At 67.0% G+C, this 23,336-nt stretch carries 23 protein-coding genes; 5 read left to right on the top strand and 18 right to left on the bottom strand.

The genetic code is table 11. The annotated features are described in order from the left end of the window. Positions 1 to 18 precede the first annotated feature (18 nt). A complete protein-coding gene (locus AC5P78_RS04025; protein WP_414498525.1) occupies positions 19 to 2,376 on the top strand; it encodes a beta-N-acetylhexosaminidase in 2,358 nt (785 codons plus the stop codon). Between the two features lie 105 nt (positions 2,377 to 2,481). On the opposite strand, the gene AC5P78_RS04020 is transcribed toward AC5P78_RS04025, so the two are convergent. Both AC5P78_RS04020 and AC5P78_RS04015 read right to left on the bottom strand, forming a co-directional pair. Beyond that, on the bottom strand, positions 2,482 to 2,874 hold the full coding sequence (locus AC5P78_RS04020; protein ID WP_049402429.1) for a VanZ family protein: 393 nt from the start codon (positions 2,872 to 2,874) through the stop codon (positions 2,482 to 2,484). After that, entirely contained in the window at positions 2,871 to 4,055 is a 1,185-nt protein-coding gene (locus AC5P78_RS04015; RefSeq protein ID WP_005411051.1) for a class I SAM-dependent methyltransferase, read from the bottom strand. Before AC5P78_RS04015 ends, AC5P78_RS04020 begins: the two co-directional genes overlap by 4 nt. A gap of 59 nt (positions 4,056 to 4,114) precedes the next feature. Between AC5P78_RS04015 and AC5P78_RS04010 the strand changes: the two genes are divergently transcribed. Continuing rightward, positions 4,115 to 4,852, top strand: a complete 738-nt coding sequence (locus AC5P78_RS04010; protein WP_005411052.1) for a pteridine reductase — start codon at positions 4,115 to 4,117, stop codon at positions 4,850 to 4,852. 31 nt (positions 4,853 to 4,883) lie between these two features. Here AC5P78_RS04010 and folK read toward each other — a convergent pair whose 3' ends face one another. Next, on the bottom strand, positions 4,884 to 5,369 hold the full coding sequence (folK, locus tag AC5P78_RS04005) for a 2-amino-4-hydroxy-6-hydroxymethyldihydropteridine diphosphokinase (protein ID WP_012481279.1): 486 nt from the start codon (positions 5,367 to 5,369) through the stop codon (positions 4,884 to 4,886). A gap of 91 nt (positions 5,370 to 5,460) precedes the next feature. On the opposite strand from folK, the gene AC5P78_RS04000 reads away from it, so the two are divergent. Further along, positions 5,461 to 6,204 (top strand): proteasome-type protease, encoded by a 744-nt coding sequence (locus AC5P78_RS04000; RefSeq protein WP_012481280.1) that lies wholly within the window; start codon positions 5,461 to 5,463, stop codon positions 6,202 to 6,204. A 75-nt stretch (positions 6,205 to 6,279) separates the two neighbouring features. Here AC5P78_RS04000 and AC5P78_RS03995 read toward each other — a convergent pair whose 3' ends face one another. From AC5P78_RS03995 to AC5P78_RS03965, 7 genes are all read right to left on the bottom strand, one after another. Next, on the bottom strand, positions 6,280 to 6,462 hold the full coding sequence (locus AC5P78_RS03995; RefSeq protein WP_099562038.1) for a hypothetical protein: 183 nt from the start codon (positions 6,460 to 6,462) through the stop codon (positions 6,280 to 6,282). Continuing rightward, entirely contained in the window at positions 6,462 to 6,644 is a 183-nt protein-coding gene (locus AC5P78_RS03990; RefSeq protein WP_060381103.1) for a hypothetical protein, read from the bottom strand. Before AC5P78_RS03990 ends, AC5P78_RS03995 begins: the two co-directional genes overlap by 1 nt. A 181-nt stretch (positions 6,645 to 6,825) precedes the next feature. Beyond that, complete coding sequence (locus AC5P78_RS03985) at positions 6,826 to 7,008, bottom strand: hypothetical protein (RefSeq protein ID WP_111189022.1); 183 nt, start codon at positions 7,006 to 7,008, stop codon at positions 6,826 to 6,828. Beyond that, positions 7,008 to 8,519, bottom strand: coding sequence for an ATP-binding protein (locus AC5P78_RS03980; protein ID WP_059035445.1), 1,512 nt, complete (start codon positions 8,517 to 8,519; stop codon positions 7,008 to 7,010). The genes AC5P78_RS03985 and AC5P78_RS03980 overlap by 1 nt, the downstream gene beginning before the upstream one ends. Positions 8,520 to 8,523: 4 nt before the next feature. Then, on the bottom strand, positions 8,524 to 8,964 hold the full coding sequence (locus AC5P78_RS03975; RefSeq protein ID WP_005411057.1) for a response regulator: 441 nt from the start codon (positions 8,962 to 8,964) through the stop codon (positions 8,524 to 8,526). Continuing rightward, positions 8,961 to 10,778, bottom strand: coding sequence for a sensor histidine kinase (locus AC5P78_RS03970; protein ID WP_043034000.1), 1,818 nt, complete (start codon positions 10,776 to 10,778; stop codon positions 8,961 to 8,963). The genes AC5P78_RS03975 and AC5P78_RS03970 overlap by 4 nt, the downstream gene beginning before the upstream one ends. Positions 10,779 to 11,012: 234 nt before the next feature. Then, positions 11,013 to 11,396: a BON domain-containing protein gene (locus AC5P78_RS03965; RefSeq protein WP_005411059.1), complete on the bottom strand. Its 384-nt coding sequence runs from the start codon at positions 11,394 to 11,396 to the stop codon at positions 11,013 to 11,015. A gap of 171 nt (positions 11,397 to 11,567) precedes the next feature. Between AC5P78_RS03965 and AC5P78_RS03960 the strand changes: the two genes are divergently transcribed. Beyond that, positions 11,568 to 12,611, top strand: a complete 1,044-nt coding sequence (locus AC5P78_RS03960) for an oxidoreductase (protein ID WP_183153603.1) — start codon at positions 11,568 to 11,570, stop codon at positions 12,609 to 12,611. A gap of 289 nt (positions 12,612 to 12,900) precedes the next feature. Here AC5P78_RS03960 and gnd read toward each other — a convergent pair whose 3' ends face one another. From gnd to AC5P78_RS03925, 7 genes are all read right to left on the bottom strand, one after another. Beyond that, positions 12,901 to 13,806, bottom strand: coding sequence for a phosphogluconate dehydrogenase (NAD(+)-dependent, decarboxylating) (gene gnd / locus AC5P78_RS03955; protein WP_005411061.1), 906 nt, complete (start codon positions 13,804 to 13,806; stop codon positions 12,901 to 12,903). A 10-nt stretch (positions 13,807 to 13,816) separates the two neighbouring features. Then, positions 13,817 to 15,052, bottom strand: coding sequence for a hypothetical protein (locus AC5P78_RS03950; protein ID WP_062605621.1), 1,236 nt, complete (start codon positions 15,050 to 15,052; stop codon positions 13,817 to 13,819). Positions 15,053 to 15,069: 17 nt separating this feature from the next. Beyond that, positions 15,070 to 15,660: a DUF2242 domain-containing protein gene (locus tag AC5P78_RS03945; protein ID WP_005411063.1), complete on the bottom strand. Its 591-nt coding sequence runs from the start codon at positions 15,658 to 15,660 to the stop codon at positions 15,070 to 15,072. A 244-nt stretch (positions 15,661 to 15,904) separates the two neighbouring features. Further along, complete coding sequence (locus AC5P78_RS03940; RefSeq protein WP_308310008.1) at positions 15,905 to 18,082, bottom strand: carboxy terminal-processing peptidase; 2,178 nt, start codon at positions 18,080 to 18,082, stop codon at positions 15,905 to 15,907. A gap of 279 nt (positions 18,083 to 18,361) precedes the next feature. Next, positions 18,362 to 19,372: a lipoyl synthase gene (gene lipA / locus AC5P78_RS03935; protein ID WP_005411065.1), complete on the bottom strand. Its 1,011-nt coding sequence runs from the start codon at positions 19,370 to 19,372 to the stop codon at positions 18,362 to 18,364. 17 nt (positions 19,373 to 19,389) lie between these two features. Then, positions 19,390 to 20,100, bottom strand: coding sequence for a lipoyl(octanoyl) transferase LipB (gene lipB / locus AC5P78_RS03930; protein WP_005411066.1), 711 nt, complete (start codon positions 20,098 to 20,100; stop codon positions 19,390 to 19,392). Beyond that, positions 20,088 to 20,366 (bottom strand): YbeD family protein, encoded by a 279-nt coding sequence (locus AC5P78_RS03925; RefSeq protein WP_005411067.1) that lies wholly within the window; start codon positions 20,364 to 20,366, stop codon positions 20,088 to 20,090. Before AC5P78_RS03925 ends, lipB begins: the two co-directional genes overlap by 13 nt. Positions 20,367 to 20,717: 351 nt before the next feature. Between AC5P78_RS03925 and AC5P78_RS03920 the strand changes: the two genes are divergently transcribed. Further along, positions 20,718 to 21,776, top strand: a complete 1,059-nt coding sequence (locus tag AC5P78_RS03920) for a lipid A deacylase LpxR family protein (protein WP_080354109.1) — start codon at positions 20,718 to 20,720, stop codon at positions 21,774 to 21,776. A gap of 301 nt (positions 21,777 to 22,077) precedes the next feature. On the opposite strand, the gene AC5P78_RS03915 is transcribed toward AC5P78_RS03920, so the two are convergent. Beyond that, entirely contained in the window at positions 22,078 to 23,295 is a 1,218-nt protein-coding gene (locus tag AC5P78_RS03915) for a D-alanyl-D-alanine carboxypeptidase family protein (RefSeq protein WP_005411069.1), read from the bottom strand. Between the last annotated feature and the right edge of the window lie 41 nt (positions 23,296 to 23,336).

Genomic DNA, 23,336 nt, shown 5'->3' with positions numbered 1-23,336 from the left:
ATCCAAGGAGTCGTACCGATGGTCAAGCCTTCCCGCGCCCGGATGCGCAGCGCAGTGCTGCTGGGCAGCCTGCTCGCCCTGTTGCCGGCACTGCCGGCACTTGCCGCCGACCCCACGCCCGCTACTGAAGCACCCGGCCCTCTGCTGCGCGCCGGCAGCCTCATGCTGATTCCCGCACCGGCGACCGTGCAGCGCGGCCAGGGCAGCGGCATCACCGTCCGCGCCGACACCGTGCTGCAGGCCGAAGGCGAAGCCGCGCAGCGCGTCGCCAGCCAGTTCGCCGATCTGCTGGCCCGCAGCGGTGGTCCGCGCCTTGCACCAGCCAGGGGCAAGGCGGCAGGCACGTCGGGCAGCATCCGCTTCCAGATCGTGCCCACCTTCCGCGACAGCGGCGAAAGCTACACGCTGGAGAGCACCGCGCAGGGCGTGCTGATCCAGGCCGGCAACGAAACCGGCCTGTTCTACGGCGCGACCACCCTCGCCCAGCTCGCCACCGGCGGCAGCAATGGCGTGCTGCCGGCGGTGCAGATCCAGGACGCGCCGCGCTTCAGCTGGCGCGGTTTCATGCTCGATTCCGCACGTCACTTCCAGAGCCTGGACGAGATCAAGCGCGTGCTCGATGCGATGGCCGCGCACAAGCTCAACACCTTCCACTGGCACCTGACCGATGACCAGGGTTGGCGCATGGAGATCAAGCGCTATCCGAAGCTGACCGACGTGGGCAGCTGCCGCCTGCCGGCCGGCGACGGTGGCATCGATCCGGTCACTGGCAAGGAGCATCCGTATTGCGGCTTCTACACGCAGGACCAGATTCGCGAGGTGATCGCCTATGCGGCGAAGCTGCATATCCAGGTGATTCCGGAAATCGATGTGCCGGGCCACGCGACTGCCGCGATTGCTGCGTATCCGGAGCTGGGCACCATCGATACGCCGTTGAAGCCGATCAGCGAATGGGGCGTGTTCCCCAACCTGTTCAACACTGAAGACAGCACCGTCACCTTCCTCGAGAACGTGCTGGAAGAAGTGATCGACCTGTTCCCGGCCAAGTACGTGCACGTCGGTGGCGACGAGGCGGTGAAGGACCAGTGGGAAGCGTCGAAGCAGGTGCAGCAGCGCATGCGTGCGCTGGGCATCAAGGATGAAATGGCCATGCAGAGCCACATCATCAAGCGCCTGGAGACCTTCCTGGAGGAGCACGACCGGCGCCTGATCGGCTGGGATGAGATCCTCGAAGGTGGGCTGCCGCCGCAGGCCACGGTGATGTCCTGGCAGGGCACCGAAGGCGGCCTGGCTGCGGCCAGCGCCGGCCATGACGTGATCATGTCGCCGGTCGGCTACCTCTATCTGGATTACCTGCAGACGGCCTCGCCGAACGAACCGCCCGGCCGCCCGACCCAGGTCAACCTCGGCAAGCTGTACAACTTCGAGCCGGTGCCGGCCGAGCTGGCCGCTGACAAGCGCGGGCACATCCTCGGCCTGCAGGCCAACATGTTCACCGAGCACACGCGCAGCTACGCACGCCTGCAGCACAACCTGTTCCCACGCCTGGCCGCCGTGGCCGAGACCGGCTGGAGCACGCCGGAACATCGCGATTTCCGCGATTTCCTCGCGCGCCTGCCGTCCCAGCTGCAGCGCTACCGTGCCTGGGGCCTGGCCTATGCGCAGACCCCGTTCGAAGTGGGCGTGGACTACACCGACAATCGCGCGGACAACACGGTGACGGTGTCGCTGGCCAATCCGCTGGGCTATGAAGTGCGCTACAGCACCGATGGCCAGCCGGTGAGCGCGCAGTCACCGCTGTACCAGCAGCCGCTGACCGGAAAACTGCCAACCACCGTGCAGGCTGCCGCGTTCTACCAGGGCCAGATGCTGGCGGCGAAACCGACCATTGCCACCTTCACCGCACAGTCGCTGCTCAGCCGCCGCAGCGATGAGCTGCTCAGCTGCGTGGGCAAGAAGGGCCTGGTGCTGCGCCTGGAAGACGATGGCCCACGCGAAGGCAACCGTGCGGTGTTCAACGTGGACATCTTCCAGCCTTGCTGGCGCTGGCCGCAGGCGCAGCTGGACGGCATTGGCAGCCTGGAAGTCCGCGCGGGGCGTATTCCGTACTACTTCCAGCTTGCCCACGATGAACCCAAGCGTCGCTTCGAGAAGGCCAAGCGGCCACACGGTGAGATGCTCGTGCGTCGTGGCGACTGCAGCGGCAAGGTGCTGGCGGAAGTGCCGTTGCCGGCCAAGCCGGATGCCGATGGCTTCGTGACCCTGCGTGCGGCGCTGCCGAAGGGGACGCAGGGCGGCGGTGACCTGTGCATCAACTTCACCGGCGACACGCGCCCGGCGATGTGGGTGCTGGATGAGGTGACCCTGGGGAAATGACGGCAGGCCTGTCCAGGTGGGTGCCGGCCTTGGTCGGCACCTCGGGCAGAGCATCCACGCATGGCGTGGATCTACGGGTAGGTGCCAACCTGGGTTGGCACGCCTTTACCCGCGCCAGCGCAGCAGCAGGTCGCGCAGCGGGGTCAGTGCGGTGGCCATGCCGGCGAGCACACCGACCGTGTTGGCGATGGCATCCATCGGGTCGGCCATGCGGTTGCTGGTCAGCGCACCCTGGGCAAATTCGATGCCGATGCCCATCAACACCAGGCCCACGCCCACCCACAGCAGCGGGCGGCCCCGACGGAACAGCTGCACCGCGCTGCCGGCCAGGATGAAGTAGGCGAGGAAGTGCTCGCCCTTGTCGCTGTTTTCCGGCAACGGAATCGGCGGCGGTGGAATCAGGCAGACCACGATCACCAGCAGTACTGCCGCCGCCCACAGCCCGGCCCACAACCGCGGCCGCCGCAGCGGCTTGATCGCCGGCAACACCTCGCTCACAGGCGCCAGCTCAGGTCACCCAGCTCGAAGGCCGGTTCGAAGTCGACGCCACGCTGCAGGCCGATGGCCTGGAAGCGCTCGCCCATCTCGGTCGGCAGGGTCAGCTTCTTCACCTGGTCGCGCAGCTGGATGCGGCCGACCTCATCGGTGCGTTCCTCGGCCAGCAGCAGCACCTGGTCCAGGCCGTTGCCGAGCAGGAAGCTGGCCTGGCTGCAGTAGCCGGCCAGCTCGAATCCGCCGTGCATGCCGGCCTCGGCCATCGCGGTGAAATCCACCGACGCGGTGATGTCCTGCAACCCCGGCCAGCGGTGCACGTCGTTGTGCACATGGTGGCGGTAGAACGCACGCACGGTGCCATCGTCGCGGTCGTGCTGGTAGAACTCGCCGCGGCTGTAGCCGTAGTCGACAAACAGCATCGCACCACGCTGCATGCCACCGGCCACCGCCTGCAGCCAGTACGGCAGCTGCGGCAGCACTTCGGAACGGTAGCCCTCGGCGAAAGGCTTTTCCAGGTAGCGCTCGATATGGCGCACCGCACCGTTGAGCAGGATGTCGGCCGGCTGCGCGCCACGGATGAAGTTGCCCTCGGCGTCCAGCTCGACGGTTTCCTCGTAGACCTCGCCATCCCGGATCAGGAAGCGCGGGGTCGGCAGCGCGTCGATCACCTCGTTGGCGAACACCACCCCTTCCCAGTCCTCCTCGAACGGGCGGTCGACCCAGTCCACGCGCGCGGCCAGCTCGGCCGGCAGGTTCTGCTGCAGGCGCTGCTGCTGGCGCTCGCGCAGGTCGGCACTGGGTTCCAGGATGGCGTAGCGCGACGGCAGCGCATCCAGCTCGGCCAGGCGCAGCAGCACCGCCTCGGCAAAGGCGCCGGTACCGCCGCCCAGTTCCAGCATCCGCGCCTGCGCCCCCAGCTGTGCAAATACCGGCGCCAGCGCATTGGCCACGCTGCCGGCGAACAGGCTGCCGAGCTCGGGCGCGGTGGTGAAGTCGCCACTGCCACCGAACTTGCTGGCGCCGGCGCTGTAATAGCCCCAGCCGGGGGTATACAGGCAGAGCTCCATGAAGCGCGAGAACGGCATCGCCCCGCCCTGCGCAAGGATCTCGGCGCGCAGGGCGGCCGCCAGCTGGTCGCTATGGGCCAGGGCATCGGCTTCGGGCAGGGGGAAGGTGGGCTGCATGGCGTCTTCGAATGCGGTGACAATGGTGCACAGGATAGCCGAGCCTTGGAGGACCCTCGATGAGCGATACCCACCCCGTGGTCCTGATCACCGGCAGCGCGCGCCGGATCGGTGCGGCCATCGCCCGCCAGTTCCACGCCTGTGGCTGGTCGGTGGTGCTGCACGCCAATACCTCCAGCGCCGAGCTGCAGCAGGCCGCGTTCGATTTCGACAATGTGCGCCCGGGCAGCGTGCTGGCCCTGCAGGCCGACCTGCGTGACGCCGACGCCCTGGCCGACCTGGTGGAACAGGCCGTCACCCACTTCGGCCGACTGGACGCGCTGGTCAACAACGCCTCCAACTTCTTCCCCACCCCGCTCGGCCAGGTCACCGCCGAGGCAATGGACGAGCTGTACGCGGTCAACGCGCGCGCGCCACTGCTGCTGTCACAGGCGGCGGCGCCCTACCTGCGCCGCCAGCAGGGCTGCATCGTCAACCTGACCGACCTGCACGGCACCGACCCGATGCGCGACCACATCGCCTACACCATGGCCAAGGCCGCGCTGGAGATGGCCACCCGCGCGCTGGCATTGGAGCTGGCACCGAAGGTGCGGGTCAATGCGGTCGCGCCGGGGGCGATCCTGTGGCCGGAACAGGGCAAGGACGATTTCGCCCGCGAGGCACTGCTGGCGCGCACGCCACTGGCGCGGATCGGCACGGTCGAGGAGATCGCCGAAGCGGTCTACTGGCTGGTGGCCGAAGCCAGCTTCGTCACCGGCCACACCCTGCGCGTGGATGGTGGGCGCACGGTCAGTTGAGGTAGTGCCGGCCGCTGGCCGGCAACCGCCGTCATTCCAGGTCCACCACCTCGAACGCTTCGCCAAACTGCGCGTGCGCCCGCCACAGCGTGGCCAGGTCCTGCCCGCTGACCGGGTCGATGAAGCCCGGCGCGATGTCCGCCAGCGGCTTCAGCACGAAAGCATGCTTCAGTTCCGGGCGCGGAATGCGCAGGTGGCCGGGGCCTTCCACCACCAGGTCGCCGTAGAACACCACGTCGATGTCCAGGGTCCGGTCGGAGAAGCGCGGCCCGCTGCGATCGCGGCCGTGCGCGTCTTCCAGCGCATGCAGCCAGTCGTCCAGTTCCTGCAGTGGCAGATCGGTCTCGATCGCCACCGCATTGTTGAGGAAGGCCGGGCCATCGAAGCCGACCGCGGCAGTACGGTAGGCGGGTGACACCTGCAGTGCGCCAAAGCGCTCGCGCAGAGCCGTCACCGCGGCGTGGAGGTAGCGGCGGGGCTGGACGTTGCTGCCCAGGCTCAGGAGCACGGTGGTCATGCGGTTCAGGTGACGGCACTTGGGGGGCGTGGACATGCCGTCGTCACGGCGGCCTGCCTACAATCCGGGACGCACATGATAGGGCACCGACATGACCTATTGCGTTGGAATCGAGGTGGACGAAGGCCTGGTCTTCGCTGCCGACACCCGGACCAATGCCTCGCTGGACGATGTGCGCGTGCACCGCAAGCTGCACGTGTTCGAGTACCCCGGCCAGGCAGCCTACGTGCTGATGGCGGCTGGCAACCTGGCCACCACCCAGCTGCTGGTGTCACGCCTGGGGCGCGACGCCGGTGAACGGCGCACGCCCAACCTGCGCGACATGACCCATCTGTTCGAAGCTGCCGAGTACGTCGGCCAGCTGCTGGTGGACAGCCAGGTGCACAGCAGCCACAGCGAGCACGGCCATGACGGGGTCAACACCCAGGCCACGCTGATTTTCGGTGGCCAGATCGCTGGCGAGCGGCCCGGGCTGTACATGATCTACCCGCTCGGCAACGCCATCGCCGCTTCGCCGGAGACGCCCTATCTTCAGATCGGTGAGTCCAAGTACGGCAAGCCCATCCTGGACCGCATCCTCAGCCCGGCCACACGCCTGGAGGACGCCGCGCGCACGGCAATCGTGTCGCTGGATTCGACCATTCGCTCCAATCTGTCGGTAGGCCTGCCGATCGACCTGGCGCTGCTGCGTGATGGTGAACTGCGCATCGGGCAGCAGCTGCGGCTCGGCGCGGATTCAACGTTGTATGCGGACATCCACCAGAACTGGTCACGGCGCCTGGAACAGGCGGTGGACGCCCTGCCGCGGTTCCCCTGGGAAACTGCCGAACGGTAGTGCCGGCCGCTGGCCGGCAACCGCGTTGATCCCGCCACACAGGGATGCCGGCCAGCGGCCGGCACTACCGGGGCATCAGCCCAGCGCTTCGGCCACGGCGCGGAAGACCTGCTGCATCTGCAGCGGCTGGAACAGGCGGTGGACGCCCTGCCGCGTTTCCCCTGGGAAACTGCCGAGCTGTAGTGCCGGTCGCTGGCCGGCAACCGCATTGATCCCGCCACACAGGGATGCCGGCCAGCGGCCGGCACTACCGGGCATCAGCCCAGCGCTTCGGCCACCGCGCGGAAGACCTGCTGCATCTGCAGCGGCTGGAACAGGCGGTGGACGCCCTGCCACGCTTCCCCTGGGAAACTGCCGAACGGTAGTGCCGGCCGCTGGCCGGCAACCGCATTGATCCCGCCACACAGGGATGCCGGCCAGCGGCCGGCACTACCTGGCATCAGCCCAGCGCTTCGGCCACCGCGCGGAAGACCTGCTGCATCTGCAGCGGCTGGAACAGGCGGTGGACGCCCTACCGCGGTTCCCCTGGGAAACTGCCGAACGGTAGTGCCGGCCGCTGGCCGGCAACCGCGTTGATCCCGCCACACAGGGATGCCGGCCAGCGGCCGGCACTACCGGGCATCAGCCCAGCGCTTCGGCCACCGCGCGGAAGACCAGCTGCATCTGCTGCGGCTGGAACAGGCGATGGACGCCCTGCCACGCTTCTCTTGGGAAACTGCCGAACGGTAGTGCCGGCCGCTGGCCGGCAACCGCATTGATCCCGCCACACAGGGATGCCGGCCAGCGGCCGGCACTACCTGGCATCAGCCCAGCGCTTCGGCCACGGCGCGGAAGACCTGCTGCATCTGCAGCGGCTTGTGCAGCACATGCACCTCTACGCCGTCCGGGAAGGCATCGGCCGCGACCGGCACTGCCGGGTCTTCCAGTACCAGTGCCGGGCCGCGATAGCCCAACGTCGCCATCTCGCCCAGCAGCTGGCTGGCCGGCAGCAGCTTGGAGCCGGCATCGGCAATCACCAACGCGGGCATCGCCTCCTGCTGCATCCAGCGCAGCGCTGCCGGGCCATCGGAAGCCAACTGCAGCTGGTAGCCCTGGCTGGACAGCGCATTGCCCAGCAGCGATAGACGCGTGGCTTCGCCATCGACCACCAGGATCGATTGGCCGCTGCCCAAGGCCACAAGCTGTTCGATCGGCTCGCTGCCATCGATGGCGTCGTGCATCGGCAGGCGCAGTTCGAAGCAGGTGCCCTGCCCCGGCTGGCTGCTGACGTGAATGCTGCCGCCGGCACCTTCGACGATGCGCTTGCAGGAAATCAGCCCCAGGCCAGTGCCGTCGGCCTTGGTGGTGAAGAACGGATTGAACAGGTGCGACAGCGTGTCCGCATCCATGCCGATGCCTTCGTCGGCGACCCGTATGTGCATCCAGTCCACGCCATCGCGATGGCCGGCATGGCTGGCAGTCAGGCTCAGGCGACCACCGTTGGGCATCGCCTGTATCGCGTTGAGTGCGAGGTTCAGCATCACCTGCTGCAGTTCGGTGTAGTTGGCGTCGACCACCAGGCCTTCGTCCTGCACCTGCAACTCCAGGCGCACCGCATCAGGCACGTTGCTGCGCAACAGCAGTGCCACCGCATCGAACAGGCCATCGATCTCGATGCGCTCGCTCGGCTTGCGCGAACCGCGCACGAACGACAGCATCGATTCGGCCATCTCATGGCCACGGCGGCCGCACTCGGCGATGACATCGGCCAGGTGGTGCAGCTGCGGATCGTCGGTACGCGCCTTCAGCAGGTCCGGCATGATCAGCAACGGCTGCAGGATGTTGCGCAGGTCGTGGCTGAGCCCGGCTGCGAGCAGCGACAGGCTTTCCAGGCGCTGTGCGCGCATCAGCTCGGTTTCCACCCGTGCGCGCTCGATCGCGCTGCGTGCATCGCGGATCGCACGTGCCACCGCCGACGGCAGGCGCGCCGGCTGGTGCTTGATGATGTAGTCATTGGCGCCCTTCTGCAGCGCCGCCACCGCATTCTCCTCACCCATGGTGCCGGAGACGAAGATGAAGGGTATTTCCGGCGAGGTCTCGCGCACGATGCGCAGCGCATCATCACCGGAAAACCCCGGCATGCTCAGGTCGGACAGCACGATGTCCGGCTGGAACGCGGCCAGTGCCTGGCGCAGTTCGGCCTCGCTCTCGACACGCTCGAAGCGGGCCTCCAGGCCCGCATCGAGCATCTGTTCGGACATCAGCTCGGCATCTTCCGGTGAGTCCTCCACCAGCAGGATGCGCAGCGCCCCCAGGGCGGGACCGGTCAAGGGCATGGGCTCACTCGAGTTCCGGTGCCTGGTTGATCAACGCCCAGAACTTGCCCAGCGTCTGTACGGCGCCGAAGAACTGGTCCACGTCCACTGGCTTGACCACATAAGCATTCACGCCCATGTCCCAGCTCCGGGCCAGATCGCTTTCCTCGCGCGAGGACGACAGGATCACCACCGGCAGGCGCTTGAGCTCTTCGTGTTCGCGGATCTGCCGCAATACTTCCAGGCCATCCATGCGCGGCATCTTGATATCCAGCAGCAGCACCGCCGGCAGGCCTTCCTCGCGGTTGGCGAAAGCACCACGGCGCAACAGGTAGTCCATCACTTCCACGCCATCCTCGACGTGCACGATGGGGTTGGCCAGACGCGCCTCTTCCAGGGCGTCGATCGCCATTTCGGCGTCGGCCGGGCTGTCTTCGGCGAGAAGAATGGTGCGCAAAGTGGTCATGCAGAAGGCCCTTGTTTGTCCGCATCGATCGCGGGAGGCAGGTAGAAGTGGAAGGTGGCGCCGACGTCCGGTTCAGCCTCGGCCCAGATACGGCCGCCATGACGGGTGAGCACGCGGCGCACGCTGGCCAGGCCGATGCCGGTACCCGGGTAGTCGCTGGCCTTGTGCAGGCGCTGGAAGACACCAAACAGCTTGCCGGCGTAGGCCATGTCAAAGCCTGCACCATTGTCGCTGACCGTGAACTGATGACCGCCGTCAGGCTGCGGCTGGTAGTCCACGCGAATCTTCGCCGGTTCGCGGTTGCCCGAGTACTTCACCGCGTTGCCGAGCAGGTTGAGCCAGACCTGGCGGATCATGTTCTCATCGCCGACCACGATCGGCAGCGGCGCGATGCTCCACTCCACCTGGTGCACATGGCCACTGTTCTCCGCCTCGGCCTGCAGGTTGGAATCGAGCATGGCACGGGTATCGGCCACCAGCGACTGCATGTCCACCGCCTGCTGGCGCATCGCCGCGCGGCCCAGGCGCGAGTAGACCAGCAGGTCATCGATCAGCGCCGCCATGCGCCGGGCCGAACTGGAGATCACGTCCAGGTAATGACGGCTCTTGTCATCGGCAGCGTCGCCCAGGTGGCGCGACAGCTTGTCGGAGAATCCGGCGACGTGGCGCAGCGGTGCGCGCAGGTCATGCGAGACCGAGTAGCTGAAGGCCTCCAGCTCGCGGTTGACCTCGGACACCTGCGCGACCTTGCCTTCCAGCTGGCGGTTGAGCTCTTCAACGCGCAGCTGGACTGCGCGTTGCATGGTGACATCGCTGACCGTCAGCAGCACCACTTCATCATCGGTATCGGGCAGCGGCATGCGCCGTGCGTTCAGCAGCATGTAGCGCGCCATGCCGTCGGCGGTGCGCTGTTCGTGCTCGAAATCCCACAGCTCGCGGCCGCGCAGCAGCACGTCGGACAGGCGTTGGCGCACGACGGCGTCCTTCCAGGCACCGTCGCCGACGTTTTCCAGCAGCAGGCCATCGGCGCGTTCGTCCTGCAGCCCGTACAGCTCGGCGAAGGCGGGGTTATGCAACTGCACGCGCAGGTCGCGGTCGAGCAGCACGATGGGTTCGCGCACGGTCTGCAACACCGATGCCGCGCGTGCCGCCGAGCGCAGCGATTGGCGTTCGGCGTGCAGGCGCCGCCCGATCTGCCGCTGCAGGAGCCAAAGCACCAGGCCGAGCAGTCCCAGCTGGATCACCAGCGAACTCCAAGACACCAGCTCGGTCTGCTTGCGCTGGCGCGCCGCCTGCTCGGCCCGCAGTGTCAACAGTTGCTGTTCGCTGGCCTGGAGTTCTTCCACCAGGCCACGGATCGGATAGCGCGTGCTCAGGTCCTTCACCAGCTCGCGTTGATCGCTGTTGGGTTCAGATCTGGCCAGCTCGCGGGCAAGCGCCATCCTTCCTTCCAGCATCGATTCGATACGGCCGATGCGGATCAGCTGGTCGGGGTTGTCGCGGGTCATCCGCCCCAGTTCGGCCAAGCGACCGGGAATGTCGTTGGCTGCGGCCATGCGCTCACGCAGCCCGGGTGCGTCCACGCCCTTGGACAGCGTCAATGCGGCCGATTCGACGTCGCGCACATCAGCCTGGAGCTGCTGCAGGGCCACGCCCACCGCCTGGGTATGGTTGACCCAGGCCATTGCCTGCTCGTTGTCCTGCTGCAGTTTGCGCAGGGTCAACCACGGCACCACGATGATCGCTGCGGCCGCCAGCGCCAGGGCCGGCAACCGCCAGCGGTCCCAGATGTCGTCACTGAAAACCAGCGCCATAGTTCCTCTTCAGCACGGCCGCAGGGCGTCGGCCGGACCCTGTCCGGCTGCGGCGGAACCGGCAATATAGCGCAGGCGGTCACAACGCAGGGGTTTCCCCCCTGGTTGGCTGAACAGGTTCGCAGTCCTCAGACCTGTAGAGCCGGGCCATGCTCGGCTGCCTTGGAGTTCCAGCCGAACATGGCCGCGGCCCTACAGCTCAACGGGCGCCCCGCGAGGGGGCGCCCATCAGGTTCAGCGCTTGGCGGCAGCGCTGACCTTCAATGCGGCTGCATCAACGCGGGTCACGCCCTTGATGCCCTTGGCGGTGGTGACGGCCTTGTCCTTCTCGGCCTGGCTCGCTACGGCACCGCTCAGGCTGACCACGCCGTTCACGGTTTCCACCTTGATTTCGGTACCCGGAACGTTGCTGCTGGCGAGCAGGTCGGCCTTCACCTTGGTGGTGATCCAGGTATCGGTCACCGGCTCGTTGGAATCGTGGCGATCAGCATGGGTCGCCGGGTGCGCGCTGGTCGGCGGGCTCTTCGCGGCCGGATCCTTGGCGAATGCGGCCGAGGAGGACAGCGCCAGGCCCAGCGTCAGGGCGGAGGCAATCAGCGTGCGGGTCGTATTGCTCATCGTGTCGTACTCCTTCGGAATGTGCTGCCAGTCTGGACAAACCGGCGTAGAGCAGGCGTGGGGTTGCGGTCATGCCGCTGTGAATCGGGCTATCTGCAACGACAACCGTTCAGCTTTGGCCCGTGAGCCCGCGTCGTTTACCCTGCCCTTCCCCACTGCCGGAGCTCTGTCATGCGCCCCGACCTGCAACTGGCCCTGATCGGCTATGGCCTCGCCGGCCGTGTCTTCCACGCACCGCTGATCCAGCACACACCCGGCCTGGTGCTGCACAGCATCGTCAGTTCGCAGCGAGACACGTTGCTGCGCGCGTTCAGCGACGTGCACGTGCGTGCCGCGCCGCAGGAGGTGTTCGACGACCCGGCGGTGGATGCCGTAGTGATCGCCACGCCCAATGAACAGCACGCGCCGCTGGCGATCGCAGCGCTGGCCGCCGGCAAGCACGTGCTGGTCGACAAGCCGTTCGCGCTGGATGTCGCTGAAGCCGAAGCCGTTCTGGCTGCGGCACGCGATGCCGGACGCATCGCCACCGTCTTCCAGAACCGGCGCTTCGATGCCGACTTCCTCACGCTGCAGGCGCTGCTTGCGGACGGGACACTGGGCGACATCGCCGAGTGCCATGTGCATTTCGATCGCTATCGCCCGCAGGTGCGTGACCGCTGGCGCGAGCAGGACGGTCCCGGCAGTGGCCTGTGGTACGACCTGGGCCCGCACCTGCTGGACCAGATGCTGGTGCTGTTCGGCTGGCCCGAAGCGATCGATGCTGATCTGGCCGTGCAGCGCGATGGCGGCAGCGCCATCGATTACTTCCACGCCGTGCTGCACTACCCGCGGCATCGCGCGATCGTGCATTCCGGCTCCCTGGTGGCAGCTCCCACGCCGCATTTCAGCGTGCATGGCAGCAAGGCCAGTTGGACCAAGCACGGCCTGGATGTACAGGAAGCGCAGCTGCGCCGCGGTGTGGCGCCCGGTGCGCCCGGCTGGGGCATCGACCCGCGGCATGGCGAGCTGGTGCGCTGTGATGCCGAGGACAACGTGCAGCGCGGCACCGTCGACAATCTGCCCGGTGACTACCGTCGGTTGTATGCGCAGTTCGCCGCGGCCATGCATGGCGACTGCGAAGCCACGGTCGATCCGGTGCAGGCGCTGCAGCTGATGCGGCTGCTGCAGGCAGGCATGGACAGTGCGCGCGAAGGGCGGCGGATCGCGTTGGGGTGATCGGCAGGGTTGCGCCCTGCACCCGTGGTAGTGCCGGCCGCTGGCCGGCAACCTCAACAGCAACGGCAAAAACCGGCAATCCGTGAGATGGCAGGATGGGTCCGGTTGCGGGAGCCGGACCCACCCCGCCTTCGACAGAGTCCCGCGCCCGACGGTAGGTGTCGACCTTGGTCGACACATCGACGTGGAAGCCATCGGAGACGGCTTTTGCAGAGTCGAGCCATGCTCGACTGCCTGCATGGGGTCAGAGCCCTTTCCTGCGGAAAGGGATCCGACCCCGGCTTCGTGCTTACGATTTCTTGATCGCGTGGCCGCCGAATTCGTTGCGCATCGCCGACAGCAGGCGGTCGGTGAACGAATTGGATTCGCGCGAGCGCAGGCGTTCCAGCAGCGACAGGGTGATCACCGGTGCCGGCACATCGAGCGCGATCGCTTCGGCCACGGTCCAGCGGCCTTCACCGGAATCCTCCACGTACGGGGCAATGCCATCCAGCGAAGGATTGCGCTTGAGGGCTTCGGTGCTCAGGTCCAGCAGCCACGAACGCACCACGCTGCCGTGGCGCCAGACTTCGGCCACCTGGGCCAGGTCCAGTTCCATTTCCTGCTTGCGCTCCATCAGCGCGAAGCCCTCCGCGTAGGCCTGCATCATTCCGTACTCGATGCCGTTGTGGACCATCTTGGTGAAGTGGCCAGCGCCGGACGGGCCGACACGACCCCAGCCACGGTCTTCGGCCGGTGCCAGCGTGCGCAGCAGCGGTGCGATCTGCTCCACCACCGCCGCTTCACCACCGACCATCAGGCTGTAGCCTTCCTGCAGGCCCCACACGCCACCGCTGGTGCCGCAGTCGACGTAGCCCAGGTCGTCTTCGGCCAGCGCCTTGGCGCGACGGATCGAGTCCTGGTAGTTGGAGTTGCCGCCGTCGATGACGATGTCACCCTCGGCCAGGTGCGGAGTCAGCTGACCCAGGGTCTGGTCGACGGTTTCGCCGGCCGGCACCATCAGCCACACCACGCGCGGCACCGGCAGCGCGGCCACCGCGGCGGCCAGCGAATCGACCACCTCCAGGCCGGCCTCGGCGGCGCGCTGGCGGGCACCTTCGCCCGGGTCGTAGCCGACGACGCGGTGGCCGCCGCGATGCAGGCGCTGGGCCATGTTGGCGCCCATGCGGCCGAGGCCGATCATTGCAATATCCATTGTTTCACCTTCAGTTGGGGTCTAGGGTCAGGCTGCCTGGCCTGCCGGTAGCCGCGCAGTGGCGCAGCTGCGCCTCGCGCCAACGCCGGTAGAGCGTGGTATGCAGATTGTGCACCGCCAGGTCGATCGAAAAGGGGGTTCGCGGGTTGCGGTCAAGCAGGCGGGCGATGTGGTAGCCGATGGGACGTATACCGCGCGGATGCACATAGATCACGAACTGCTGGTAGAACGGATCGTCCAGCAGGCGGTCCATGCGTGCCAGCGTGGCGTGGTAGCGCGGTTCCAGCCGTGCACGAAGGTCCGGGTCGCGCTCGAACAACAGGCGTTCGAAGTAGCGCCGGCCGATACGCGGGATGTCCTGCGCCAGCGCCCACAGCTCGGCATTGCGCTGGTCGTACCAGGCAAGGCCGCCGTGCGCGGCCAACGCCTGCGCGGCCTCCTCGCCCACCGACACCACCACGAAGTTTTCGGCCTGGTTGCTCAGGTCGTCCAGCGTGCCCTTGTCGTACACATGTTCGATGAAACCAGGCACACCGACGAAGGCTTGGCGGCCCATCGCCGAGGTGCGCACCGCCTTGCCATCGGCGAAGTAGTCACCGGCGTGTGCGCCAAGCAGGATGCTGTCGGTATCGTGCAGCGCGAGGAACGTACCGATCGACAGTTCTTCTGCGGAGAATCCAGCGTCGAAGGCCGCATCGCCATACAGCTCGCGCTGTGTGGCCAGTTGTGCGACCTGGCGACCGACTCCACATTCGGCGCGCACATTGCCGCTGTAGAACGCCTGCAGCGCCTGGCTGTTGCCCGTAATGGGCACGAAACCACGGCCGAAGCTTCGCGTGCGCTGCCAGCCTTGCGCCTGTTCGCCGTGCAGGCCGAAGCCGATCCAACCGAGCTGCAGGCCAGAGAAGCGGAATCCTGCATTGCCCTGCAGTGCAGCAGCGGCACGTTGCGTGGCTGCACCCAGCTGGAAGGCGTAGGCGCAAACCGTAGCCGGGTCGTCCAGCACCTGCTGCAGCAACGCCTTGCGCGCTGCAGCGGGCATGTCCGCCGGCCATTGCACGCGCAGATCGCCTGCCGCCTGAGCCTCCGGCAGCGACGCGCGGGTGCACACAGGGCCACCATGCACCTGCGGTGCACCGATCGCGCGTGTTTCGAAGTGCCACCCCAGGCGCTGCAGCAGGCCTTGTGTACAGTCCAGCGGCGTGGCTGCTGCGCCCAGCGCGGGCAGCAGCAGGGCCACACCCATCCATCTGCCGCGCACGTTCAATCCTGGTCCGTGCTCGCCGGTGCGGGCTCCGGGGTTGTGGCCACGGGCGGAACGGGCTTGCCTGCCTCCGCCGGAAGGTACTGCTGCAGGCGCTGGAAGAAGCGACGATAGAACTCAGCATCGGTAACCGTGCTGCTGGCCACTTTCACCAGCGAGTCGTCATTGCTGCCGAACGGCAGCGATACAGATCCGAGCGCACCGACGCCAACACTTGCCGAGGTCGGACTCTTCTTCAACGCATAGCGATCCTGCACGGCACTGACGAATACCAGTGTCTGGCTCCCGCGCGGTGCGCAGGAAATACGCAGCACCAGCTGCTCGTGATCGTCCTCGCGCGGCTGGAAGTTCTTGTTGCCTTCCACCTGCGCCGCGTCGGAACGGGCGATGGCATAGCCCTGGCTGAGCAGGGTGCGCCGTGCGGCCTCGCAGGCGTCACCGGGACGGCCATCGACGGTGCGCGAGAAGGTGTCGCCGGAATCAAAGGATTCGCGAAGCAACGTGCTGTCAGCAGCGCGGCCACCACAGGCCGACAGGATCAGGGCGCTGGCGAGCGCCACGGCAACACTGGAAAGACGGGAGGCCCGCATGGGTACTCCTGCGAGGACGGTACCGCCAAGGGTAGTCCTGCGGCCGTGTGCGGCAGGTCGAAAGTACGCCCGCCAGCCCCCGCCGTTGCTGCCGGTTCATGCACGGAAAAGGGGACGGAGGGGATTAAGTCGTTTGTGGCACTTCGCCCCGCCACGCATGGCACGGCGCTACCGTGAACGAGGTCCCCCAAACGGAGAAGGGCCGGCAATGCCGGCCCCTCGGGTATCACATGCCGTCGCCGGCTCAGTCCGCCCAGCGGCCGGCACCGGTGGACTGCGGCAGCACCTGCGCCGACAGCGGGCGGTCGTTGGCCAGCAGGTTCACCGCGTCGGCCAGGATCCAGGCTGACTCGCGCAGCAGCGGGTCCGGGCGCTTTTCGGCAGCCTTCTCGCGCGCGGCATCCTTGACGATGTCGCGCTCGTTGCCGGTCAGGCCGTCATCGCTGCTGTCATCGGCCAGCGGGTCCAGGGCCAGGCCCAGCTCCTTGCGCTGCACCTGGCGCTCCTTGCGCTGGGTATCCTGGCGCTCGCGCTCAGCGCGACGGGTCGCCTCGTTGAGCGAGATGTACTTCTTCGCCGCTTCGGTGCGGAACTGCTGCACGTCCTCGTTCCACCACTGGAACTCCTTGTCGGTGGCGATGCGCGCGTCGTGACGGGTTTCCAGCTTCGGCAGCAACGGCGCGAAGTTGCCGTACTGGGTGTGCGGCACGGCGGCGATGCGGGTCCACGGCAGTGCGTTGTCGTAGGTGCTCTCGCCGAACTCGGTGGCATCGACGCTGGCCGGGAAGGCCAGGTCCGGCACCACGCCCTTGTGCTGGGTGCTGCTGCCGCTGATGCGGAAGAACTGGGCAATGGTCAGCTTGACCTGGCCGAAGCGCTGGGTCTCGCCGCTCGGCCAGCGGTCAAGGTCGACGATGTTCTGTACGGTGCCCTTGCCGAAGCTGGTTTCACCGATCACCAGGCCGCGACCGTAGTCCTGGATGGCACCGGCGAAGATCTCCGAGGCCGAGGCCGAACCACGGTTGATCAGCACCGCCAGCGGGCCGTCCCACGCCACGCCCTGGTTGCGGTCGCTGTTGACGGTGACGCGGCCACCGGATTCGCGCACTTGCACCACCGGCCCCTGTTCGATGAACAGGCCGGTCAGTTCGATCGCTTCATCCAGCGAACCACCGCCGTTGTTGCGCAGGTCCAGCACCACGCCGTCGAGCTTGTCGTTCTTGAAGCCGGCCAGCAGCTTGGCCACGTCGCGGGTGGCCGAGGCGTAGTCGGCGGCATTGCGGCGACGGCCTTCGAAGTCCTGGTAGAAGGTCGGCAGCTTGATCACACCGATCCTGCGTGCCGGCTCGCCGTTGGCAGCCGGGATGGTCATGGTCTCGCCCTTGGCGGCCTGTTCGGCCAGGCGCACCTTCTGGCGGGTCAGCACCAGGGTGTGGTGCTTGCCATCGGCGCCTTCGGCAGCCGGGATGAATTCCAGCTTGACCTGGGTGTCCTTGGCGCCGCGGATCTTGGCCACGACATCGTCGATGCGCCAGCCGATCACGTCCTCGACCAGGCCGGACTTGCCCTGGCCAACGCCGACGATGCGGTCACCCGGCTTCAGCGTGCCATCCACCGCGGCCGGGCCACCAGCAATGATCTCGCGGATGACCACCACATCGTCCTGGCGCTGCAGCTGCGCACCGATGCCTTCCAGCGACAGCGACATCGCCTGGTTGAAGTTCTCGGCGGTGCGCGGGGTGAAGTAATCCGTGTGCGGGTCAACGGCACTGGTGTACGAATTCATGAAGAACTGGAAGACGTCTTCGCCCTTCAGTTCATTGACCGACTTCTCCAGCGTCGCGTAGCGCTTGTCCAGCGTCTTGCGGATGTCATCCGGCTTCTTGCCGGCCAGCTTCAGGCGCAGCCAATCGTTCTTCACCGACTTGCGCCACAGCTCATCGAGCTCGGCACTGCTGGCCGCCCACGGCACCTTCTTGCGGTCGTACTCGAAGCGCTCGTCGGTGGTGAAGTCCGGCTCCTGCTTGAGCAGCTTGCGCGCGTACGCCACGCGCTCGCCGACGCGCTGCTTGTAGACGGCGAACACCTGGAACGCCGGCTCCAGCTCGCCGCCCCGGATGGCCGAGGCGATGTTGGCCTCGAACGGTGCGAAGCGCGCCACGTCGGCCTGGGTGAAGTACTGCTTGCCGCCGTCAAGCGTTTCCAGATAGCGCTTGAACACGTCCTTGGAGGTGGCCTCGTCCAGCGCGCGCGGGCGATAGGCGTAGCGGCTGTCGGACAGCAGGCCGTACACCAGCTTGGAGGTGGTCACCTGGTCGGCGGTGGCCGCCGCGGGCAATGCGGGCGAGTCGGCCTTGGCCGCCAACGCCAGTGGCGCGACCAGCGCCAGGGCCATCAGGAATGCGGGGGCTTTGAATTTCATTGACGTGCTCGAAGGCGCCTTGCCAAGGGGAAGACTGCGGGGTGTTAAGACACCACGACAGTGCCGAAAGTTGCCGGGTTTGTCACCCGGCCGCGCTCGGTGGAAAACCAGCCTAGCCGGGCCGGTGTAGCAAATTGTGAATGCAGGCGAAGGCGTGCGGACCAACGGTCCGCACCCACCCGGGAAGAGGTCAGCAGCTACCGGTAGCGCCGGGCCATGCCCGGCGGAAGCGTGCGGACCAACGGTCCGCACCCACCAGTGAGGAGGTCCGCACCCACCTCAGGAGACGCCGGCGCCCTTGGCCTGCACGTCGGCGTGATACGACGAGCGCACCATCGGGCCGGAAGCAACATGGCTGAAGCCCAGCTCGTAGCCGTAGTCCTCCAGCGCCTTGTAGTCTTCCGGGGTCCAGTACTTCAGCACCGGGTGGTGGTGTGCGGTCGGCTGCAGGTACTGGCCGATGGTGATCATGTCCACGTCGTGTGCGCGCAGGTCGCGCAGGGTGGCCTTGATCTGTTCGAAGTCCTCGCCCAGGCCGAGCATGATGCCGCTCTTGGTCGGCACGTCCGGATGCTGCGCCTTGAAGTTCTTCAGCAGGTTCAGCGACCACTGGTAGTCCGCACCCGGGCGCACGTTGCGGTACAGGTCCGGCACGGTCTCGATGTTGTGGTTGAACACATCCGGCGGGTTCTGCGCCAGGATCTCCAGCGCGCGCTCCATGCGGCCCTTGCCACGGAAGTCCGGGGTCAGCACTTCGATGCGGGTGCCCGGCGACTTCTCGCGAATGGCGGTGATGCAGTCGACGAAGTGCTGGGCACCACCGTCGCGCAGGTCATCGCGGTCGACGCTGGTCACCACCACGTACTTCAGGCCCATGTCGGCCACGGTCTGGCCGAGGCTGGCCGGTTCGTTGGCATCCGGCGGCTTCGGGCGGCCGTGGGCCACGTCGCAGAACGAGCAGCGGCGGGTGCAGACCTCGCCCAGGATCATGAAGGTGGCGGTGCCGTGGCCGAAGCACTCGTGGATGTTCGGGCAGCTGGCTTCCTCGCACACGGTCACCAGGCGGTTTTCGCGCAGCTTGGCCTTCAGGTTCTGCACGGCATTGCCCGAAGGAATGCGCACGCGGATCCAGGACGGTTTGCGCAGCACCGGCGCGTCGGCGAACTGCACCGGCGAGCGGTTGATCTTGTCACCGCCCAGCTGCTTGACCCCGGCCTGCAACGGCGCGGCGGACGGGGAGTCGCCCTGCACGATCTGCAGGGGAATGGAACGGGCGGTGGTTTCAGTCATGGCAGTTCCGGGGGCGGTCAGGCGGCCGCAGAAAGATCGGGCAGTTCGGGGGTGTGCTGCAGCAGCAGGCCGAACTGGCGGGCCAGGTGGTCCAGCAGCACCGGCTTGACGGCCTCCATCCCGGAGGGACCGCCCAAGTCTACCACCGAGGTCACCTGCAACCCCTGATAGCCACAGGGATTGATGCGGTGGAAGGGTTCCAGGTCCATGGCCACATTGAAGGCCAGCCCGTGGAAGGTGCAGCCGCGACGCACGCGGATGCCGAGGGCAGCGATCTTGGCGCCGCCGACATAGACGCCCGGGGCGCCCTCGCGGCGTTCGGCACCGATGTTCCACTCGCCCAGCGTATCGATGATGGCCTGCTCGATGCGGCACACGTAATCGCGCACACCGATGCCCAGGCGCGGCAGGCGCAGCAGCGGGTAGACCACGATCTGGCCGGGGCCGTGATAGGTCACCTGGCCGCCACGGTCCACATGCAGCACCGGGATATCGCCCGGCGCCAGCACATGCTCATCCTTGCCGGCCTGGCCCAGGGTGAACACCGGGTCGTGTTCGACCACCCACAATTCGTCGGCATCGGTGTCGCTGCGCTGGTCGGTGAAGCGCTGCATGGCGCGCCACACCGGCTCGTACGCCTGGCGGCCAAGGTCACGCACCAGCGCCGGACGCGGCGCGCGGTCCTCGGGGGCGGCTTCAGCCGGGCAGCTGTCGGCTACAGCGTCCACTTCACTTCCGGGTGGTCGCGCAGCGCCTGGTGCGCCAGGTCGTACTGTTCGCGGCTCTCAGCCTTGAACACGATGCGGACGGACACGTACTTGCCGTTGGAGGAATGCTTCCAGCTGATGCGTTCATTGACGACATCGATGCCGGCAGCCAGCAGCAGGCGGGGGAGCTCATGTTCCAGGCCGCGGTTGGCCGGGCCCATGGCGCTGAGCTCGAACTGGCCGGGGAACTGGAAGCCGTGGTCGGGGTTGTCGGACTTGATTTCCATGGACCCATTATCGGGCCGCAGGGCAACAAACCCAAGAGTATTCATCAACGTCAAAGACGGCACCGGCGGCCTGCTGCGTTGCAGAGCACCCAGAGGCGCGGGGCGAAAGCCCAACGGCAGCTGACTGCAATCTGCTGTCACGCACTGGCCCAGGCATCGTATGGCGGCCAGTGGTCACCTTCACACCAGACCCGCGGCGCTTGCGCGGGTAACAAATTGTGTCCGCTGGACAATGTTGTTTTCGGAACAGACAAGTGATTCGAACGTGCTCGTTCCGCCGCGCGGGCGCGAGTACCGTAGCGTTGCATACAACGACTGAAAACCGTCCCCTTCCCCATGAGCATTCCATCCATGCGTAGTGTCGCAGCCTTGGGGCTGGCCGGCCTGCTGGCCTCTGCCCTCCCCCTTGCCGCCCAGGCGGCCGAACAATGTGGCCCGGACGCGATGCGCGACCACCCGCCGCAGATCAACTTCCGCGTCGACAACGACCTGTTTGGTGGCCGCCACCAGGACCAGGGCTACACCAACGGGGCGCTGTTGACCCTGGTCTCGCCCAATCTGGTCGACTACACCGACGACCCCTGCCTGCCGCGCATGGCGCGCTGGGTGAACCAGTACCTGGAAGGGCTGCATCCGGGCAGGTTCGAACAGCAGAACATGATCTTCAGCATCGGCCAGGGCATCTTCACCCCGACCGATTTCAGCCGCAGGGACCTGATCGAGGACGACCGTCCTTACGCCGGCGTACTGATCGCAAACTTCGGTTTCAATGCGCGCAGCGGCGACCGCCTGCAGACCACCCAGCTGACGCTGGGCGTGGTCGGCCCGTGGGCACAGGGCAAGCAGGTGCAGAATGCCGTGCACGAAGTGCTGGGCGACGAGAAATTCAAGGGCTGGGACAACCAGCTGCACAACGAGCCGCTGTTCATGCTCACCCATGAGCGCATGCGCCGCTGGCCCGGCGATGCCAGCGTCAATGCCGACGGCTGGGGTTGGGACGCGATCAGCCACTACGGCGGGTCGATCGGCAACCTGGAAACCAAGGCCAACCTCGGCGGTGAAGTGCGCTTCGGCTGGAAGCTGCCGGACGACTTCGGCAGCACGCCGTTGCGCCCGGCCGGCGAGAACACTGCGCCGACCCGCAGCGGCCGTCCCAATGGCTGGTCCTGGCACCTGTTCGCGACCTCGGACGCTGCCTGGGTGATCCGCGACATCACGCTGGATGGCAACACGTTCCGCAACAGTCACAGCGTGGACAAGCGCCATGTGGTGGCCTACGGCGGCTACGGCGTGGCCGTGATGTACGGGCGCTGGAAGTTCGCCGCGGCGCGCTACCACAGCACGCGCGAGTTCAACGGCCAGCGCGAAGCACCGGTGTTCGGCAGCTTCACCATCAGCCGCTCGCTGTAAGCGAGGGGCTGAGGGTGAAGCGGGTAGGTGCCGACCGTTGGTCGGCACACCGGTTATTGCATGGCTCGCTGTAAGCGAGGGGCTGAGGGTAGTGCCGGCCGCTGGCCGGCTGCCGGCACATCCGGATGGGTCCATGAGGAGCCGGCCAGCGGCCGGCACTACCCACATCCGGATGGGTCCATGGGGAGCCGGCCAGCGGCCGGCACTACCCATATCCGGCGGGAATCATGCGGAGCCGGCATCCCGAAACGGAAAAGGCCGGCATTCGCCGGCCTTTTCCTTCACCACGCCAGGGCGTGGATCATTCCGATTCCCACCACATCCAGAAGCTGTCCCACAGGCGCTTGAAGAAGCCGGCCTGCTCGACGGCGGCCACGGCCACCAGCGGTGCCTCGGCGATGACCTTGCCATCCAGGGTGACCTTCACGGTACCGATCTGCTGGCCGGCGGTGAACGGTGCTTCCAGGGTCTTGGGCACGTCGATGCTCGGCTTCAGGTCGTTGTAGCGGCCGCGCGGCACGCTGACCAGCATCGGCTGGGCCACGCCCAGCTGCACCTTGTCGGTGGTGCCCTTCCAGACCTTGTGCTCGGCCACGGCCTTGCCCGGCTCGTAGAGGCGGTGGGTCTCGAAGAAGCGGAAGCCCCAGTTCAGCAGGGCCAGGCTGTCATCGGCACGCTGCTTCTCCGACGCACCGCCCAGCACCACCGCGATCAGGCGCTGGTCGCCACGCTGGGCCGAGCTCATCAGGCAGTAGCCCGCCTCGGAGGTGTGGCCGGTCTTGATGCCGTCCACGCTGCCATCGCGCCACAGCAGCAGGTTGCGGTTCGGCTGCTTGATGTTGCCGACCTGGAATTCCTTGATCTTGTTGTACGCGTAGGTTTCCGGGTAATCGCGGACCATCGCGCGGCCCAGCAGCGCCAGATCGTAGGCGGTGCTGTGGTGGCCCTGCGCGGTCAGGCCATGGGCGTTGACGAAGTGCGAGTCCTTCATGCCGATCTTGGCGGCGTAGCTGTTCATCAGCGAGGCAAAGGCCTCTTCGCTGCCAGCCACATGTTCGGCCAAGGCGATCGCGGCATCATTGCCGGACTGGATCGCCATGCCCTTTTCCATGTCTTCCAGGCGCGCGGTCTGGTTGACCGGGAATCCGCTGTAGCTGCCATCGGTGCCGGCGCCACCTTCGCGCCAGGCGCGCTCGCTCATCATCACCTGGTCATCCGCACGGACCTTGCCGTTCTTGACCTCGGCGGCGATCACGTAGGACGTCATCACCTTGGTGATGCTGGCCGGGGCCAGCTGCTCGTGGATGTTTTCACCAGCCAGCACCTGGCCGGTGGCGTAATCCATCAGCACCCAGGCCTTGGACACGCTTGGCGCCGGGGCCGGCGGAGTGGCGACGGTGGCCGGGGCGGCGGCGGCGGCGGGCGCCGGCGTGGCCGGAGTCGGCAGCGGCGTCTGGGCGGAAGCCAGGCCCACCACCAGGGTGGCGGCCAGGGCGGTGGCGGCGGAACGGAAATTCATTGGACAGCAGGCTCCAGGGGACGGCCGGGAATGGAGGGTGG

The organism is Stenotrophomonas sp. YJH_SMC_133 (assembly GCF_059370655.1).
This window is presented reverse-complemented; position numbering and strand designations above follow the sequence as displayed.

Excerpts from the sequence above, each read along its gene's own strand:
- AC5P78_RS04015 (WP_005411051.1), bottom strand. The coding sequence starts at position 4,055 with ATGCAGCCCACCTTCCCCCTGCCCGAAGCCGATGCCCTGGCCCATAGC.
- AC5P78_RS03915 (WP_005411069.1), bottom strand. The coding sequence starts at position 23,295 with ATGAATTTCCGTTCCGCCGCCACCGCCCTGGCCGCCACCCTGGTGGTG.
- AC5P78_RS04000 (WP_012481280.1), top strand. The coding sequence starts at position 5,461 with ATGACCTATTGCGTTGGAATCGAGGTGGACGAAGGCCTGGTCTTCGCT.
- lipA (WP_005411065.1), bottom strand. The coding sequence starts at position 19,372 with ATGACTGAAACCACCGCCCGTTCCATTCCCCTGCAGATCGTGCAGGGC.
- folK (WP_012481279.1), bottom strand. The coding sequence starts at position 5,369 with ATGACCACCGTGCTCCTGAGCCTGGGCAGCAACGTCCAGCCCCGCCGC.
- AC5P78_RS04010 (WP_005411052.1), top strand. The coding sequence starts at position 4,115 with ATGAGCGATACCCACCCCGTGGTCCTGATCACCGGCAGCGCGCGCCGG.
- AC5P78_RS03985 (WP_111189022.1), bottom strand. The coding sequence starts at position 7,008 with ATGCCAGGTAGTGCCGGCCGCTGGCCGGCATCCCTGTGTGGCGGGATC.
- AC5P78_RS03970 (WP_043034000.1), bottom strand. The coding sequence starts at position 10,778 with ATGGCGCTGGTTTTCAGTGACGACATCTGGGACCGCTGGCGGTTGCCG.
- AC5P78_RS03960 (WP_183153603.1), top strand. The coding sequence starts at position 11,568 with ATGCGCCCCGACCTGCAACTGGCCCTGATCGGCTATGGCCTCGCCGGC.
- AC5P78_RS03975 (WP_005411057.1), bottom strand. The coding sequence starts at position 8,964 with ATGACCACTTTGCGCACCATTCTTCTCGCCGAAGACAGCCCGGCCGAC.
- AC5P78_RS03995 (WP_099562038.1), bottom strand. The coding sequence starts at position 6,462 with ATGCCCGGTAGTGCCGGCCGCTGGCCGGCATCCCTGTGTGGCGGGATC.
- AC5P78_RS03950 (WP_062605621.1), bottom strand. The coding sequence starts at position 15,052 with ATGGGTGTGGCCCTGCTGCTGCCCGCGCTGGGCGCAGCAGCCACGCCG.
- AC5P78_RS03940 (WP_308310008.1), bottom strand. The coding sequence starts at position 18,082 with ATGAAATTCAAAGCCCCCGCATTCCTGATGGCCCTGGCGCTGGTCGCG.
- AC5P78_RS03945 (WP_005411063.1), bottom strand. The coding sequence starts at position 15,660 with ATGCGGGCCTCCCGTCTTTCCAGTGTTGCCGTGGCGCTCGCCAGCGCC.
- AC5P78_RS03920 (WP_080354109.1), top strand. The coding sequence starts at position 20,718 with ATGCGTAGTGTCGCAGCCTTGGGGCTGGCCGGCCTGCTGGCCTCTGCC.
- AC5P78_RS03980 (WP_059035445.1), bottom strand. The coding sequence starts at position 8,519 with ATGCCCTTGACCGGTCCCGCCCTGGGGGCGCTGCGCATCCTGCTGGTG.
- AC5P78_RS03990 (WP_060381103.1), bottom strand. The coding sequence starts at position 6,644 with ATGCCAGGTAGTGCCGGCCGCTGGCCGGCATCCCTGTGTGGCGGGATC.
- AC5P78_RS04025 (WP_414498525.1), top strand. The coding sequence starts at position 19 with ATGGTCAAGCCTTCCCGCGCCCGGATGCGCAGCGCAGTGCTGCTGGGC.
- AC5P78_RS03965 (WP_005411059.1), bottom strand. The coding sequence starts at position 11,396 with ATGAGCAATACGACCCGCACGCTGATTGCCTCCGCCCTGACGCTGGGC.
- gnd (WP_005411061.1), bottom strand. The coding sequence starts at position 13,806 with ATGGATATTGCAATGATCGGCCTCGGCCGCATGGGCGCCAACATGGCC.
- AC5P78_RS03925 (WP_005411067.1), bottom strand. The coding sequence starts at position 20,366 with ATGGAAATCAAGTCCGACAACCCCGACCACGGCTTCCAGTTCCCCGGC.